17 protein-coding genes are annotated in these 16085 nt (G+C 66.5%); 11 read left to right on the top strand and 6 right to left on the bottom strand.

Going from position 1 to position 16085, the window contains the following annotated elements; all coding sequences use genetic code 11:
- Window positions 1–3 precede the first annotated feature (3 nt).
- The 6 genes from OEW28_RS03305 (at window position 4) to ccoS (ending at window position 5616) form a co-directional block, all read left to right on the top strand.
- On the top strand, window positions 4–210 hold the full coding sequence (locus tag OEW28_RS03305) for a cbb3-type cytochrome c oxidase subunit 3 (protein WP_263733292.1): 207 nt from the start codon (window positions 4–6) through the stop codon (window positions 208–210).
- Window positions 207–1076, top strand: coding sequence for a cytochrome-c oxidase, cbb3-type subunit III (gene ccoP / locus OEW28_RS03310; RefSeq protein WP_263733293.1), 870 nt, complete (start codon window positions 207–209; stop codon window positions 1074–1076). The genes OEW28_RS03305 and ccoP overlap by 4 nt, the downstream gene beginning before the upstream one ends.
- A gap of 304 nt (window positions 1077–1380) precedes the next feature.
- Complete coding sequence (ccoG, locus tag OEW28_RS03315) at window positions 1381–2808, top strand: cytochrome c oxidase accessory protein CcoG (protein ID WP_263733294.1); 1428 nt, start codon at window positions 1381–1383, stop codon at window positions 2806–2808.
- Between the two features lies 1 nt (window position 2809).
- Window positions 2810–3265 (top strand): FixH family protein, encoded by a 456-nt coding sequence (locus OEW28_RS03320; protein ID WP_263733295.1) that lies wholly within the window; start codon window positions 2810–2812, stop codon window positions 3263–3265.
- 4 nt (window positions 3266–3269) lie between these two features.
- Complete coding sequence (locus OEW28_RS03325; protein ID WP_263733296.1) at window positions 3270–5453, top strand: heavy metal translocating P-type ATPase; 2184 nt, start codon at window positions 3270–3272, stop codon at window positions 5451–5453.
- A 4-nt stretch (window positions 5454–5457) separates the two neighbouring features.
- Window positions 5458–5616, top strand: a complete 159-nt coding sequence (gene ccoS / locus OEW28_RS03330) for a cbb3-type cytochrome oxidase assembly protein CcoS (protein ID WP_263733297.1) — start codon at window positions 5458–5460, stop codon at window positions 5614–5616.
- 26 nt (window positions 5617–5642) lie between these two features.
- On the opposite strand, the gene OEW28_RS03335 is transcribed toward ccoS, so the two are convergent.
- Together OEW28_RS03335 and OEW28_RS03340 are read right to left on the bottom strand one after the other, a co-directional pair.
- A complete protein-coding gene (locus tag OEW28_RS03335) occupies window positions 5643–7505 on the bottom strand; it encodes a serine hydrolase (RefSeq protein WP_263733298.1) in 1863 nt (620 codons plus the stop codon).
- Between the two features lie 164 nt (window positions 7506–7669).
- The gene (locus OEW28_RS03340; protein ID WP_263733299.1) at window positions 7670–8371 is read right to left on the bottom strand and encodes an HAD family hydrolase; all 702 of its coding nucleotides are present in this window, start codon (window positions 8369–8371) and stop codon (window positions 7670–7672) included.
- 158 nt (window positions 8372–8529) lie between these two features.
- Here OEW28_RS03340 and clpS point away from each other — a divergent pair, with 158 nt between their 5' ends.
- Genes clpS through OEW28_RS03355 form a run of 3 tightly spaced genes read left to right on the top strand, consistent with a single transcriptional unit; the run spans window position 8530 to window position 10722 of the window.
- Entirely contained in the window at window positions 8530–8850 is a 321-nt protein-coding gene (gene clpS, locus OEW28_RS03345; RefSeq protein WP_263734362.1) for an ATP-dependent Clp protease adapter ClpS, read from the top strand.
- 18 nt (window positions 8851–8868) lie between these two features.
- Window positions 8869–9870: a class I SAM-dependent methyltransferase gene (locus tag OEW28_RS03350; RefSeq protein ID WP_263733300.1), complete on the top strand. Its 1002-nt coding sequence runs from the start codon at window positions 8869–8871 to the stop codon at window positions 9868–9870.
- 42 nt (window positions 9871–9912) lie between these two features.
- Window positions 9913–10722, top strand: coding sequence for an SDR family NAD(P)-dependent oxidoreductase (locus OEW28_RS03355; protein WP_263733301.1), 810 nt, complete (start codon window positions 9913–9915; stop codon window positions 10720–10722).
- Window position 10723: 1 nt separating this feature from the next.
- Here OEW28_RS03355 and OEW28_RS03360 read toward each other — a convergent pair whose 3' ends face one another.
- Window positions 10724–11116: a hypothetical protein gene (locus OEW28_RS03360; protein WP_263733302.1), complete on the bottom strand. Its 393-nt coding sequence runs from the start codon at window positions 11114–11116 to the stop codon at window positions 10724–10726.
- 10 nt (window positions 11117–11126) lie between these two features.
- Window positions 11127–11489, bottom strand: a complete 363-nt coding sequence (locus tag OEW28_RS03365) for a hypothetical protein (protein WP_263733303.1) — start codon at window positions 11487–11489, stop codon at window positions 11127–11129.
- Window positions 11490–11626: 137 nt separating this feature from the next.
- Between OEW28_RS03365 and hemF the strand changes: the two genes are divergently transcribed.
- Window positions 11627–12487, top strand: a complete 861-nt coding sequence (gene hemF, locus OEW28_RS03370; RefSeq protein WP_263733304.1) for an oxygen-dependent coproporphyrinogen oxidase — start codon at window positions 11627–11629, stop codon at window positions 12485–12487.
- A 10-nt stretch (window positions 12488–12497) separates the two neighbouring features.
- On the opposite strand, the gene hemE is transcribed toward hemF, so the two are convergent.
- Window positions 12498–13526, bottom strand: coding sequence for a uroporphyrinogen decarboxylase (hemE, locus tag OEW28_RS03375; RefSeq protein ID WP_263733305.1), 1029 nt, complete (start codon window positions 13524–13526; stop codon window positions 12498–12500).
- Window positions 13527–13630: 104 nt separating this feature from the next.
- Between hemE and hemC the strand changes: the two genes are divergently transcribed.
- Window positions 13631–14587, top strand: coding sequence for a hydroxymethylbilane synthase (gene hemC, locus OEW28_RS03380; protein WP_263733306.1), 957 nt, complete (start codon window positions 13631–13633; stop codon window positions 14585–14587).
- Window positions 14588–14654: 67 nt separating this feature from the next.
- Here the strand turns inward: hemC and OEW28_RS03385 are convergent, their stop codons facing one another.
- Window positions 14655–16064, bottom strand: coding sequence for an FAD-binding oxidoreductase (locus OEW28_RS03385; RefSeq protein WP_263733307.1), 1410 nt, complete (start codon window positions 16062–16064; stop codon window positions 14655–14657).
- Window positions 16065–16085: the final 21 nt, after the last annotated feature.

Below are 16085 nucleotides of genomic sequence, written 5' to 3' on the forward strand. Positions count from 1 at the left end.
CGGATGGACGTCTATTCGCTTTTCCGGGAATTCGCCGACAGCTGGGCGCTTCTGGCGCTGGTGCTGGTCTTCGTGGGCGTCGTGATCTGGGCCTTCCGGCCCGGATCGCGGAAAATCCACGACGACGTGGCGAACATTCCCTTCCGGCATGAGGACAGGCCCGCCCCCTCCGGTTCGACCGGCGCGCGGGGTCAAGGAGGCGCAAAATGAGCAAGAAACCGACACCGACCGAATCCCAGGTCGAAACGACCGGCCATTCCTGGGACGGGATCGAGGAATACAACAATCCGCTGCCGCGCTGGTGGCTATGGACCTTCTACCTGACCATCGTCTGGGGGTTGATCTATACGATCCTCTACCCGGCCTGGCCGCTTGTGGAGGGGGCGACCCAGGGGCTTTGGGGCGGCAACCCGCGTGAGCGCGTCGAAGTCGAGATCCAGCGCTTCGATGACGCGAACGCCGGGATCGAGGCAAGGCTCGTGGCGGCCGACCTGACCGCGATCCCCTCGGACCAGGAGCTTGCGAGCTTTGCCACCAACGCAGGTGCCGCGGTGTTTCGCACCTGGTGCGCCCAGTGCCACGGCTCGGGCGCGGCTGGTGCCAAGGGCTATCCCAACCTGATCGACAACGACTGGCTCTGGGGTGGCTCGATCGAGGACATTCACACCACGATCCAGCACGGCATCCGCAACACCGAGGACCCCGACGCGCGCTATTCCGAGATGCCGCGGTTCGGCGCGGACGAACTTCTCGAGCCCGAGCAGATCGATCAGGTCGTGCAATATGTCCTGCAGATCTCGGGACAGGAGCATGACGCGGGCCTGGCATCGGAAGGCGCAATGGTCTTTGCCGACAACTGTTCGTCCTGCCACGGCGAAAACGGCATGGGTGACCGCACGCTGGGTGCGCCGAACCTGACCGATGCCATATGGCTGTACGGCGGGGATGAGGCGGCGCTGACGGAAACGGTGATGAACGCCCGCTTCGGCGTGATGCCCGCCTGGTCCGGCCGCCTGAGCGAAGCCGACATCCGTGCGGTCGCGACCTGGGTCCACAGCCGCGGCGGCGGCGAGTAAGAGAATCCGGAGGGGCCACGCCCCGACGGTGAAGGCATCGGCGCCCCGTCCTGTTCGCGCGTTTCCTGGGGCGCCGATGCTCCAAAACCTTGGGCGTGTCTTCGGGCACGCCTTTTTTTGCTTTCCAGCCCCAGCGTGCAAGGACCGGTTCGGCGCAAGGTTTCCTACCAGACTAGCCTGCGACCATTTGGACTTCAATTCGGGGGGTGCGCTTCACTACCATTGACCTATATCAAAGCCAGGAGTCGGGGTGGTGCCCTAATAGTCCGACGCGAACGGACGAAAAACATTCAGGAATTTGAAGATGAGTTCCAGCGAAACGCCTCCGGCGCTCTACGCGGCGCGGGAGCCGGTTTTCCCCCGCAGAGTGAAGGGAAACTTCCGCTCCCTGAAATGGGTGATCATGGTGGTGACCCTGGGGATCTACTACGTCACGCCCTGGCTGCGCTGGGACCGCGGCCCCAGTCTGCCCGACCAGGCGGTTCTGGTGGATCTGGCCAACCGCCGCTTCTTCTTCTTCATGATCGAGATCTGGCCGGACGAATTCTACTTCATCGCCGGTCTGCTGATCATGGCCGGCCTGGGGCTGTTTCTGTTCACCTCGGCGCTTGGCCGGGTGTGGTGCGGCTATACCTGTCCGCAGACCGTCTGGACCGACCTTTTCATTCTTGTCGAACGCTGGGTCGAGGGCGACCGCAACGCGCGGGTACGCCTGTGGAACCAGAAATGGAACTTCCGCAAGTTCCGTCTGCGGATGACGAAGTGGGTCATCTGGCTTCTGATCGGCCTTGCGACCGGCGGGGCCTGGGTCTTCTACTTCACCGATGCACCGACACTGGCGCGTGACCTTGTCACGCTTGACGCCCATCCCGTTGCCTACTGGACCATGGGCATCCTGACCTTCACGACCTTCTTCTTCGGCGGTTTCGCGCGCGAACAGATCTGCATCTATGCCTGCCCCTGGCCGCGCATTCAGGCCGCGATGATGGACGAGGACACGCTGGTCGTCGCCTACCGCGAATGGCGCGGGGAACCCCGCGGCAAGTTGAAAAAGGGCGAGCTGGACCCGGCGCAGGGCGATTGCATCGACTGCATGGCCTGCGTCAACGTCTGCCCTGTGGGCATCGACATCCGCAACGGTCAGCAGCTTGAATGCATCACCTGCGCGCTGTGCATCGATGCCTGCGACGAGGTCATGGACCGGATCGGCAAGCCGCGCGGGCTGATCGGCTACATGGCGTTGAAGGACGAAGCGGTAGAGCGCGCCGGCGGGCATCCGAAGAAGCTATGGAAACACATCTTCCGTCCCCGCACGATTCTCTATACCGCGCTCTGGTCCGCGGTTGGCATCGCGATGATCGTCGCGCTCTTCCTGCGCTCGCCCATCGACTTCAACGTCACCCCGGAACGCAACCCGATATTCGTCACGCTTTCCGACGGATCGATCCGCAATGCCTATGAAATCCGGCTGCGCAACAAACATCCCGAGGCGCGCCCCTTCCTGCTGTCGCTGACCTCGGATGCGCCGCTTGCGCTTTCGCTTGAAGGCCGGGACAGCTATGTTGTCACCGTGCCCGCAGACGAAACGCTGACCCAGCGTGTCTATGTAACCGCACCTCCGGGCAGCCGAGCAGCCGTGGCAGACCGTACCTCGATCCGTCTGTGGATCGTCGACCAGGTGAACCAGGACCGCGTCTACGAAAACACGGTCTTCAACGGGAAGGACCAGTAACATGGGTCGGGAACTGACGGGACGGAAGGTCTTTGCGATCACGGCTTCGGCCTTCGCCGTCATCATCGCGGTGAACATCTACATGGCGGTGCAGGCGGTTGGCACGTTCCCGGGGCTTGAGGTCCGGAACTCCTACGTCGCCTCGCAGAACTTCGATCGTGAGCGCAAGGCGCAAGAGGCGCTTGGCTGGACCCTGATCGACACCTACGAATCGGGCGAGCTGCGGCTGGCGTTCCGTGACAGCGCCGGCCTGCCGGTCGAGCTTGGCGATATCGCGGCCACCGTCGGGCGCACGACCGAGGCCGCCGATGACCAGACCCCCGCGTTCGTCCGCGAGGGCGGGGACTATGTCGCGGCGCTGGATCTGGCGCCGGGGCGCTGGATGGTGCTTCTGGAAGCGCGTGCCCAGGATGGAACCCGGTTTCACAAGCGCCTAGATATATCCGTGACGGAGTAGAATCGTGTCGGCGACGTCCATCTCGGCCTGCCCCGCCTGCGTCGCAGCGCCTTCGGCAGAGACGCTTGCCGCCGCGCGCGCCGAAAAGGCCTCGGGGTTGGTTTTGTCGCTGCCGACGGCCCATTGCGCGGCCTGCATTTCGGACGTCGAGCGGGAACTGACCGGGATGCCGGGCGTGCGCTCGGCGCGCGTCAACCTGACGCTCAAACGGGTCAGCGTCGAGGCAGCGCCCGAGATCACGCCCGAAGCGCTGATCGCGCGGCTGTCCGATATCGGATACGAGGCGCATGAGCTTGATCCGGGGCTGCTCTCGGTGACCGAGACCGACCGGCGCGGCCGCGACCTTCTGATGCGGCTGGGCGTCGCGGGCTTTGCCATGATGAACGTCATGCTGCTGTCCGTGGCCGTGTGGTCCGGCGCCGAGGCCGCGACGCGCGACCTTTTCCACTGGATCAGCGCGGCGATCGCGCTGCCCACCCTGGTCTTCGCGGGTCAGCCCTTTTTCAGCGCGGCCTGGACTTCGCTGAAGGCGCGCCGGCTTGGGATGGACGTGCCGATTTCGCTGGCGCTGATCCTGTCCTCCGCCATCTCGCTTTACGAGACATTCCAGGGGGGCGAGCATGCCTATTTCGACGCGGCTGTGTCGCTGTGCTTCTTTCTTTTGGCCGGGCGCTACCTCGACTACCGTTCGCGCGCCATCGCGCGTTCCGCGGCCGAGGAGCTCGCGGCGCTGGAGGTCCCCCGCGCTAACCGGATCGGGACGGAAGGCGACGAGGTCGTTCCGATCGCGGAGCTGGTGGCCGGCGATCTGGTGCGGGTCAAGCCCGGCGCACGGATGCCGGTCGACGGTGTCGTCACCGAAGGCGCGTCCGAACTTGACCGCTCGCTGCTGACGGGGGAAACGCTGCCCGTGCGCGTGGACGCCGGTATGGCCGTCAGCGCGGGCGAAGTGAACCTGACCGGGCCGCTGGTCGTGCGCGTGACTGCGGCTGGGCGCGATTCCTCACTTCACCGCATGGCCGATCTGGTCGCGGTCGCCGAAAGTGCGCGCAACCGCTACACCTCGCTTGCCGACCGGATGGCGCGGGCCTATTCGCCCAGCGTGCACCTGCTGGCGTTGGCCGCGTTCATCGGCTGGATGATTCAGTCCGGGGGCGATGTCCGGCTTGCGGTCAACGTCGCCTCTGCGGTTCTGATCATCACCTGCCCCTGCGCGCTCGCGCTGGCCGTGCCGGCGGTGGTCACCGCCGCTTCTGGCAGGCTGTTCCGCCGGGGCCTGTTGATCAAGGACGGAACTGCCTTGGAGCGGCTGGCCGAGATCGACACGGTCGTCTTCGACAAGACCGGGACGCTGACCATGGGGACCCCGCGTCCCATCGGGCTGGACGAGCACGACGCGACCGACCTTTCGATCGTGGCGGCACTTGCGGCGGGATCGGCCCATCCGTTGTCTGCCGCCCTGTCCGCGGCCTTGCGCGGCATGGGTGCGCAGCCGGCAGAGATCGAGGCAGTGCAAGAGGTTCCGGGCGAGGGCGTCGAAGGCATCCACCATGGACGGCGCGTCAGGCTGGGGCGCGCAGATTGGACCGGCGCCGCGGCCCGCGACATGACAGCAACCTATCTGGATGCCGGCGACGGCAAGGCGCCGCGCGCCTTCGTCTTCGCCGACCAGCTGCGCCCGGGCGCGGCCAAGGCGGTGGCGGCGCTGAAAGCGGCTGGGAAGCAGGTGGTGCTGCTGTCGGGCGACGCGGAAGCCCCCGTGGCGCTTCTGGCTCAGGAGCTTGGCATCGACGAATGGCAGTCGGGCGCACGGCCCGATCAGAAGGCTGCGCGCGTTTCCGATCTGTCGGCGGCCGGGCGGCGCGTCCTTATGGTGGGCGACGGGCTGAATGACACAGCGGCCCTTGCCGGTTCGCATGTGTCGGTTTCCCCGGCAAGCGCGCTGGATGCCGCGCGCGTTGCTTCGGACATCGTGCTGCTTGGGCAGGATCTTGAACCTATCGCCGAGGCCGCGTCCCTTGCGGTTATAGCGCGCCGTCGGATCAAGCAGAACTTTGCGCTTTCGCTGGCCTACAACGCGATCGCGGTTCCTGTGGCCCTGGTCGGTCTGGCCACGCCGCTGATCGCGGCACTGGCGATGTCGGCGTCCTCGATCACCGTATCGCTGAACGCACTCAGGCTGAGGTGATCGGATGGAGATGCTCGTATACCTGATCCCGGCGTCGCTGCTGTTGGGCGCGGTCGGGCTGATCGCCTTCCTTTGGGCGCTTCGAAACCGTCAGTTCGAAGACCCCGAAGGCGACGGCCAGCGCTTCCTGTCGGACGACTGGGACGACCACCCCAAGCCCTAGGGCATTGGGGCCGGCTTCGCCTTCGGTTACGGAGCTACCACCGCGCAATTGGCGTTCCGGGCGGAAAGCCTGCGGCACGCCAGTTGCGCCGTTTCCTCGGTCAGGCCGACGAAGTTCGCGTCAAAGCCCCCGCGCGCCGGCACGACCTTGCGCAGCGCCTCGTCCAACGTGTTCATCTCCATCAGCGCGGTCTGCAGCAATCGCCGCTCGGCCTCGTAGCGGCTGGGGTAGTTGCCGACGTTGATCGCCCACTGGCGCCCGCCCGAGGTCGAAACGCGCGTGACGATTTCAAGCGGCTGATCGCTGGCCTCGGCCGGGACTTCTGCGGCGGCAAGGATCACCTGCTCGGGCTGTGTCCTGGGGATCGGTGTCATCGCCGCCTCCGCCTCGACCTCCGCCTCGACGGGCGCGGCCAGGGCCACGGCTGTGGCGACGGGTTCGTCGATGGCGACGACGGCCGGCTCCGGTTCGGGCTGTGCTTCGGGCTCGGGCTGTGCTTCGGGCTCGGCTGCGGCGACCTCGACCGTTGCCTGTTGCGCGGCCTCTTCGGACGCCGGACGCGCGACGGGCCGCAGGACATCGTCGCTCAGCGCGGCGGCCTGCACGACGGGTGCTTCCGGCTCTGTCGCCGCGGCATCCGTGACTGCGACCTCATCGCTTGCGGGCGCTTCCGCTTGGGCCACCGCGACCTCCTCGGCGACCTTTTCGGGCCGCGCGACCGGCTGGGGTGCCTCGGCGGGAATCGGCGCCGCCTGGGCCGCGCCAAGTGCCGCGACAGCCGCCAGCGCGATGTCCGATGCGTCGGGGTTCGGTGCGGTGGCCGGCGCTTCGCCGGATTGAACGGCCTCAAGCACCGAATCGATGTTTTCCTGCATTGCCAGCAGCAACTCTTCCGGGGGCGCGGCGGGCGCGGCACCGGGCAGGGGACGCGCGACGGGCTTTTGCGCGGTTTTCACGGCGCCTGAAACGCGGACGATCTTGCCGGCGCCGCCGGGTTCGCCCCCGTCGGCGACGGTGTAGTTCGGTGCGGCGGGTTTCTGCACCACGGCACGGTTCGGTGCCTTGCCGAAGCCCACGTCCAGAAGCTGTGCGACGCGTTCGTTGCGCCACGCGGTCGATGTGCCGCCGAAGACTGTGGCTATGATGCGCTTGTTCCCGCGCTGCGCCGAGGCGACGAGATTGAACCCTGCGGCGACGGTGTATCCGGTCTTGATGCCGTCGGCGCCTTCGTAGGCGTCCAGAAACCGGCGGTTGGTCGAGGCGACCTTGGCCACGCCCGCATCCGCCCAGCGACGGGAAAACAGGTTGTAGTACTGGGGATAGTCATAGAACAGGTGACGCCCGAGCATCGTCATGTCGCGCGCCGTGGAAAGGTGCCCCTCGGCAGTCAGACCGTTCGCGTTTCGGAACGTCGTCTTCGTCATTCCAAGCGCCTTGGCGGTCCGTGTCATGCGCTTGGCGAACGCGGGTTCGGACCCTTCGATCGCTTCGCCGATCGCGGTCGCGGCGTCGTTGGCCGACTTGATGGCCGCCGCGCGGATCAGGTAGCGCAAGGCGATCTTCTGGCCCGCCCTGAGCCCGAGCTTGGACGGCGGCTGCGATGCGGCGTGCTTGGACACCGTCACCTTGGTGTCGAGCGAAATCTCCCCGCGTTCGATCGCCTCGAACGCGATGTAGAGCGTCATCATCTTGGTCAGCGACGCTGGATGCAGACGCGCCTCGGAGTTCTTTTCGTGCAGAACCTCACCTGTCCGCGCGTCGACCACGTAATCCGCGTAGGGCGCGGCCATCGACGCGACCGGCATCACGGCCAGCGCAACAAGCACGACGATTTGACGGATAATGATGATCGTCCGCGCCCCGATGGGGGAGGAGTGTTTACTGCCCATGTTCTGCCTCGGTGCCCCGGTTTTTATGGTGGGGCTACTGCTTCGCGTTGACGATAGCACAGGGATTCCCATCCGCAAAAGGCTAATTCCAAGGCTTTTTCGCCTGTTGCGGCCGGTTCTTCCGGTTTGTGGCCCGGTCGCGGCCGAGTGTCCCCGCCGCCGCGTCATGCGGCGATCTCTTCCAGGAGATCCGGCAAGGCGCCCAGATCCGCGATTTCGCGGAATCGCGGATGGCCCTCGGGCGCGTCGGCGTGTTCCAACGCCCAGGTCAGGCCGTGGGGCACATAGACGCCCCAGCCGCCGGCCTCGATCATCGGCACCACATCGGACTTCATGGAGTTGCCCACCATCACCGCGCTGCCCGCCGCGACGCCGTGCCTTCTGAAGATCGCGTCGTAGACCTCCGGCGTCTTCTGCGACACGATCTCGACCGCGTCGAACAGGTCGCCCAGACCGGATTGCGCCAGCTTGCGCTCCTGGTCCAGAAGGTCGCCCTTGGTCACCAGAAGTATGCGATAGCGGCTGGAAAGCGATGTCACCGTTTCCCGTGCATGGGGCAGCAGTTCGATCGGATGGGCCAGCATGTCCTGACCAGCCGCGATGATCTCGCGGATGACGCTTGCGGGCACGCGCTCTTCGGTCACCTCGATTGCGGTTTCGATCATCGACAGCGTGAAACCCTTGATGCCGAAGCCGTAGCGCCCGACGTTGCGCCGCTCGGCGTCAAGCAGGCGTTCGTCCAGATGGCTGGGGTCGGCGAAATCCTCCAGCAGCGCGGCAAAGCGTTCCTGGGTCAGCCGAAAGAAGCGTTCGTTGTGCCAGAGCGTGTCGTCGGCGTCGAAGGCCACGGTGGTGATGGTCGGCATCGGGTCCTCCTGCCGGATTTGATAGCGCGAGGGCACAGATCGATGCAATCGGGCCGTTTGCGGACTTTTTTCCGGAGCCCTCACCGATTATATTGCGGCGCGAACCCTTTGAACCCGAATCCATCAGGAGATGGCCCGTGACCCTTCGTCCCTTCATCATGTCCGACCAAGACGGCGGCCGCGATGGCGAGACCTCGGTAGTCACGAAAACCAAGCCAAAGACGCAGCGCCCGCCGATGTACAAGGTGCTGCTGCTCAACGACGACTACACGCCGATGGAATTCGTCGTGCATGTGCTGGAACGCTTCTTCGGGATGAGCCATTCTCACGCGTTCGAAATCATGCTGACGGTGCACAAGCGCGGCCTTGCCGTCGTGGGTGTCTTTTCCTTCGAGGTGGCGGAGACCAAGGTTGCGCAGGTGATGGATTTCTCGCGCCGCCACCAGCATCCGCTGCAATGCACGATGGAAAAGGAATAGGGCAAGCGCCCGCGAACCATGAGCCAGTCACGCCTTTCCCTTGCGCTTGATGGCGCCGATCTGCCTGTCGAAGGCACCATTCTGGTGGTGGGCGCGCGCGCCGATGCCGATCTTTCGGCGCTTCCCAAGGAACGCGTCCGGATCGTGCAGCGGTTTCGTCCCGACCACGACGCGCTGAAGGCGCGCGGGTTTTCGGTGTCGCCCGATCTGACGGACACGCATGCCGCCGCCGTCCTTTTCCTGCCGCGCTCTCGGTCTGCCGCCCGGGCCATCGTCGCCTCCGTCATGGATCACTTGGCGCCCGGCGCGCCTGTCTGGGTTGACGGCCAGAAGACCGACGGGGTGGACAGCGCGCTGAAGGATATCCGGGCGCGGTCCGAGGTGTCAGACGTGATGTCCAAGGCGCACGGCAAGGTCTTTCGGTTCGCAGCACCTACGGATCAGCGGTTTGACGACTGGCGGGCGGCGGAAACGGAGCCCGCGCCGGGGTTCGTCACGCTGCCCGGCGTCTTTTCGGCGGACGGCATCGACAAGGGTTCGGCCGCACTGGCTGACGCGCTTTCCGCCGATCTGCACGGCGTCGTGGCCGATCTGGGCGCGGGATGGGGCTGGCTGTCGGCCGAGATCCTCAGGCGCCCCGCCGTGCGCGAGCTGCACCTGATCGAGGCGGACAGCAGCGCGCTGGACTGCGCGCGGCGCAATATTGCGGACCCTCGCGCGCGGTTCCACTGGGCCGACGCCCAGGCGTTCCAGCCAGAGCGGCGTTTCGATGTCATCGTGACCAACCCGCCATTTCACACGGAACGTTCGGCCGATCCCGCCCTGGGGGTCGCCTTCATTTCCGCCGCCGCCAGGATGCTGACACCCTCCGGGCAGCTTTGGCTGGTGGCGAACCGGCACCTTCCTTACGAAAAGGCCATGGCGGCATTGTTTCGCGACGTGGAGGAAGTTGGCGGCACGACCGGCTTCAAGGTGCTCAAGGCGTCGCGTCCCGTGACCTCGCCTCGCTCCAAGCGGTGATTTCCGATAGTCTGACCCCCAGAATCAAGCACAGGACATGACATGACCCTTTCCATCGCCGGAAAGACCGCGATCGTTACCGGCTCTGCCAAGGGGATCGGCCTGGCCATCGCCCGGCACTTCGTCGCGCTTGGCGCGAACGTCATGTTCGCGGATATCGACGAGGCGCGACTGGAAGCGGAACTGGGCGACGAGGCCGAAAGCGAAGGTTCCCTGCGCTACTTCGCCGGCGACCTGAGCCAGAAGCTGACGGCTGCCAACCTGCTTTCGGCGACGATCGACGCCTTTGATCGGATCGACATCCTGGTCAACGCGAACCGGGATTTCGCCTTGACGGACCCGCTGAACCCGGACGATGGCGCGTTCGAGATGCTTGTCCGCCAGAACCTGATGTGCGCGGTCCGGCTCAGCCAGCTTGTGGCGCGGCGCATGATCACGCAGGCCGAACGCGAAGGTCAGGACCAGGGCCAGATCGGCTCGATCATCAACGTTTCCACGCTGGCATCGCGCCTTGCTCATCCAGAGCTTCTGGGTGTCTCGATCTCGAACGCGGCGCTGGAACAGGCGACGCGCTCGCTTGCGGTGGCATACGCGCCGCACCGTATCCGCGTGAATGGCGTTGCCTTCGCCAGCGTGCTGAGCGCGAGCCTTCAGGCCGCCCTGCGCGAAAACGGCGACTGGCGCGGCCGCATCATCGATGCGACACCGCTGGGCCGGATCGCCGCGCCGTCAGAGATCGCCGAGGCCGCGCTGTACCTTGCCTCCGACGCCTCGGGGTTCGTGACCGGGCAGATCCTGACGCTGGACGGCGGTCGCAGCCTGATCGACCCGGCCGGCGTGCCGGCGTATTGACCTACTCGGGATAAAGCCGGCGGCATTCCTGGACCGCGGCCATCGCCGTGTCGGCCAACGCGGCGCGGCGCGATTGCAGCGCGGCCAGCTTGCGCGACTCGGCCGCGGGATCGATGGCGACGGGCTTTCGGACGACAGCGGTGTAGGGCTCCCAGCAGCGCGACAACCTGCGCGGGTATTCTGGATCGTAGGGGCCGTCATAGCAGCGCACCCAGGCCCAGCGGGTGACCTCCCGCTCTTCATAGGCGTAGCCACGCGCGATATTGGCCCCGGTCTCCTCGATCAGCGCATCAAGCGCCCGTATGTCCCGGGTCGCCGTGCGGATGCAGCTGTCCTGGGCGGAACATGCCGTCAGGGCGAAGGCGAGGATCAGTGTGGTTGCAAGGGGGCGCATGGCGGTTCCTTCATTCGGCTGCTGGGCAGGCCGGATCGGCGGCAAGCAGCTCTGCACGCCGGTCGCGCAGGCCCGAAAGCTTGCGCGCCTCGACCTCGGGGTCGATCGCGACCGCACGTGTGCGGTTCGCGCCGTCCGTGCAGAAGCTGAGGCCGACATTGTTGCGCGACGACCCAAAGCAGAGATTCAAGCCGCTTCGCGCCGGGGCCCGCTCGGTCCGGAAACCGGTTTGCATGTTGCGCTCGGTTTCAGCGATCAGCATGTCGATCGTGCGCAATTCGCGCGCTATGACGCGATCACAGGCCGGGGGGCGCGGCTCGGAGCAGGCGGCCACCGTCAGTGCGAGGCACAGGGGCAGAAGGGTGCGGGTCATGCGGCGACTCATCCTTTCGCAGCCCCTAGGATAGCCCATGGGACGGCAAGACCAAGGGCCGCATGCGCGACCCGCCGCGCCAACTGGCAGCGCGGATGCAAAGCTGATAGGCACACCGCGAAAGGGAGGGCCGGTACATGGTGGACTTCGACAAACGCAAGGCGCGAGCCTCGGCCTGGTTCAGGACGCTGCGGGACGACATCGTGGCGGCGTTCGAAGCCCTTGAGCAGGCTCGGGCCGATGGGTCGCCGGTCCGCTTCGACGTGACCGAAACCCGCCGGGGCGAGGACGGTGGCGGCGGGCTGATGAGCGTCATGCGCGGCGGCGCGGTGTTCGAAAAGGTCGGCGTCAACGTCTCGACCGTCCACGGGATGCTGGGAGATCGGGCGCAGAAGGCGATGGCCGCGCGCGGCGTGCCCGGCATGGCCGAGGATCCGCGATTCTGGGCGTCCGGCATCAGCCTGGTCGCGCATATGCAGAACCCGCACACGCCGGCTGTGCACATGAACACCCGGATGTTCTGGACCCCCCATGCCTGGTGGTTCGGCGGCGGCGCGGACCTGAATCCCTGTATCGAATATGCCGAGGACACGGCACATTTCCACGCCAAGCTTCGGGCTGCCTGCGATGCCCATGATCCGGATTACTACGTGCGCTTCAGGGCCTGGGCGGACGAATACTTCTTTGTTCCCCATCGCGGTCGCGCGCGCGGCGTGGGCGGGATCTTCTACGACGATCTGAACACCGGTGACTGGGACGCGGATTTCGCCTTTACCCAGTCGGTGGGGCAGGCGTTCCTGCCCGCGTTCCTGCCGGTGACCGAACGCCGGCTGGACGTCGCTGCAACCGAAGCCGACCGGGAAACCCAGTTGGTGCACCGCGGCCTTTATGCCGAATACAACCTGGTTTACGACCGTGGCACCAAGTTCGGCCTTGAAACCGGGCACGACGCCAATGCCGTGCTGATGAGCCTGCCGCCGATCGCCAAGTGGCCCTGAGCGGGGCCGCCTAGGCGCCCCTCACCGCCTCGATCATCCGCGCCACGTTGTCGGGATCCGCGTTCGGCGTGATCCCATGCCCAAGGTTGAAGATGTGCGGCCCGCCGGAAAAGGCGCGGACGACGCGGCGGGTTTCCTCGATCAGCGTCTGGCCGCCGCTGACCAGAAGCGCGGGGTCGAGGTTGCCCTGCACGCAGCTGTCCTTCTGCACGTGCTCCGCCGCCCATTCCGCCGAGACGGAGTTGTCGATGGCCACGCAGTCCGCGCCGGTCGCGTGCGCAAAGCCGATGTAGCGTTCCCCGGCCTCGCGCGGGAAGGCGATTATGGGCAGGTCCGGGTGGCGGTCCTTCAGTGCGGCGATGATGCGGCGCGCGGGTTCAAGCGCGAATTCGGTGAAGTCCTGTCCCTTCAGCGACCCGGCCCAGCTGTCGAACAGCTTGATGACCTCGGCCCCGGCGCTGACCTGGGCGGACAGGTACTCGATGGTCGACTCCGTGAGCAGGTCGATCAGCGCCGAGAATGTCGCCCGGTCCGCAGCTTTAAGCGCGTGGGCCGGACCCTGGTCGGGCGTTCCGCGGCCTGCGATCATGTAGGTGGCGACGGTCCAGGGCGCGCCCGCGAAGCCGATCAGCGTGGTTTCGCGCGGCAATTCGCGCGACAGGATGCGCACGGTTTCATAGACCGGCGACAGGCGTTCGTGGATGTCGTCCTTGCCGCCCAGGCGTCCAAGATCGGCGGCCGACGTGGTGGTCGAAAGCCGCGGCCCCTCGCCGGTTTCGAACCACAGGTCGGCCCCAAGTGCCTGCGGCAGAAGCAGGATGTCCGCGAAAAGGATCGCCGCGTCGAAGCCGTAGCGGCGAATTGGCTGAAGCGTGACCTCGGCCGCCAGATCGGGCGCGTAGCACAGCGACAGGAAGTCCCCGGCCCGCGCCCGCGTGGCACGGTATTCCGGCAGGTAGCGGCCCGCCTGGCGCATCATCCAGATCGGGGGAACGGCCTGGGTTTCGCCTGCCAGTGCCTTGAGGATCGTCTTGGTCATGGGGCTCTCCTTCGCCCCCTTCATCGCCGCCTGCGGCGGGATGTCAAGGCGAAGTCAGGAGAAGCCCCATTGCGCGGCCAATGTGTCGCGGCTATGCCGGTCGCATGATACAGCCCACCGCACATTCCCCGCTGAAGATCGGAACCCGCGGCTCGCCGCTTGCCCTGGCGCAGGCATTCGAGACGCGCCGCCGCCTGATGCAGCGTCACGGCCTGTCCGAAGACGCCTTCGAGATCGTGATCATCAAGACCACGGGCGACGACCGGGCCATGATCGAGGCAGACCGCCCCTTGAAGGAGGTCGGCGGCAAGGGACTGTTCACGAAGGAAATCGAAGAGGCGCTGCTGTCGGGCAGGATCGACATCGCCGTGCATTCGATGAAGGACATGCCGGTCGCCCAGCCCGAGGGGCTTGTTCTGGACTGCTACCTGCCGCGCGAGGATGTGCGTGATGCCTTCGTGTCGCGCGACCATGGCTCGATTGCCGATCTGCCCGAGGGCGCCGTCGTCGGGTCGTCCAGCCTGCGCCGGCGCGCGCAACTGGCCAACCGCAGGCCCGACCTGAAGCTGGTGCAGTTTCGCGGCAACGTGCAAACGCGGCTCAAGAAGCTCGACGAAGGCGTGGCGACGGCCACCTTCCTTGCGATGGCGGGGCTGAACAGGTTGGGAATGGCGCGCGTCGCACGTTCCGCGATCGCGCCCGAAGACATGCTGCCTGCCGTCGCGCAGGGCGCGATCGGGATCGAGCGGCGTCTGGACGACGGCGCCGCGCGCGATCTGCTGTCCGCCATCCACGATGGCCCGACCGGCGAAAGGCTTGGGGCGGAACGCGCCTTCCTTGCAGCCCTTGATGGGTCCTGCGAAACGCCGATCGCCGGGCTTGCGGTCCATGACGGTGACGCGCTTTGGCTGCGGGGCGAAATCCTCAGGCCCGACGGGTCCGAGGCGATCGCGGGCGAGCGTCGCTGTGCGGTGTCGGACGCGGCCGAGGCGGGACAGGACCTGGCGCGCGAGCTTCTGGCCCAGGCGGGCGCGGGCTTTTTCGACTGGCGTCAGGCCTGAGGGGCGGGACGCCGGGCGCTGCGATCCGCCTTCCTGGCCGACTTCGCAGGATCTAGGCCTGCGCGGGCTAGGGAATGACCTTGCCCGGGTTCATGATGTTCCCCGGATCCAGCGCCTGCTTGATCGCGCGCATCACATCCAGCGCGACCGGGTCCTTGCGTCGGCGCATGGACCCCAGCTTCGACAGGCCCACGCCATGTTCGGCAGAAAAGCTGCCGCCCAGCTCCTGAACCGTATCCTCGACCGCGCGGATCATCGCCTCGATCAGTCCGGGATCGTCGCGGGTCGGGAAGACGGCGAAATGCACGTTGCCGTCACCCAGATGCGCGACGCAATGCGGGAAGGCGTTTGCGTCAAGCGCGGCGATGCGTTTCCCGGCCAGGGAAAGGAACCTTGCGACCCGGTCCAGCGGCACGCAGACATCGGTGTCGACCATCGGCCCCGAGATCGGCGTCCCGATTTCCGCCGCGGCCTCTCGCCGCGCCCAAAGTGCGCGGCGCTGCGCCTCGGAGGACGCAATCACCGCGTCGGTCACAAGCCCTTCCTCCATCATCGCGCCCAAGGTGCCTTCCAGAAGCGCGGCCAGGGGCAGGACGCCATCCGGTCCCGGCGTGCAGTCGCGCGGTGTGGTGGCGCCAAGCTCGACCAGGATGGTGACGTCGTGGATGCGATCGAAGGGCAGCCCCAGATCGGGCCTGCGAGCGACAAGCAGCTCCTGGTAGCTGCGCGGCATGTATTCGAAGGCCTCGACAAGGCCGCCTGAGTCGGCCTGAAGCCGGTTCAGCAATGCGAGCGCGGCATCGAGCGAGGACATGGCCAACATCGCGGTCGCGTGGGCGCGCGGGGCGGGGACCAGCTTCATCACCGCCGCCGTGATGACGCCAAGCGTGCCTTCGGCGCCGATGAACAGGTCCTTGAGGTCGTACCCGGAATTGTCCTTGTGCAGCTCGCTCATCAGGTTCAGGACCCGGCCGTCGGCCAGCACGACCTCAAGCCCAAGGCACAGCGCGCGGGTCGATCCGTATCGCAGGACGTTCGAGCCGCCCGCGTTGGTCGAAAGCGCGCCCCCGATCATGGCCGAGCCCCGCGCCCCGAACCAGAGCGGAAAATGAAGCTCGTGTTCGGCCGCCGCATCGTGCAGGCGCGACAGCACCACGCCGGGCTCGACGATGGCAATGCGCGCCGCGGGCCGGATTTCCCGGATGCGGTTCATCCGTTCCAAGGACAGCATGAGACGCCCCTGCGCCTCGGTTCCGCCGACAAGGCCGGTGCGCCCGCCCGACGGCACCACCGGCGTGCCCGTTTCAGAGGCGATCCTGAGGATGCCCGCGACCTCGTCCCGGTTGGCGGGGCGCAGGACCGCGATCGGCTGCCAGTGGTACTTGCCCAGCCATTCGGATGTGTAGGGATCGCAGTCACGGCCGGTCAGCACGTGGGCGGGTCCCAGAAGCGCGGTCAGGCGGTCTAGAAGTGTCATGAAGCCTCCGATGTGACGCGC

Origin of the sequence: Albidovulum marisflavi, from assembly GCF_025751435.1 — a bacterium.
GTDB classification, from domain to species: Bacteria; Pseudomonadota; Alphaproteobacteria; order Rhodobacterales; family Rhodobacteraceae; genus Albidovulum; species Albidovulum marisflavi.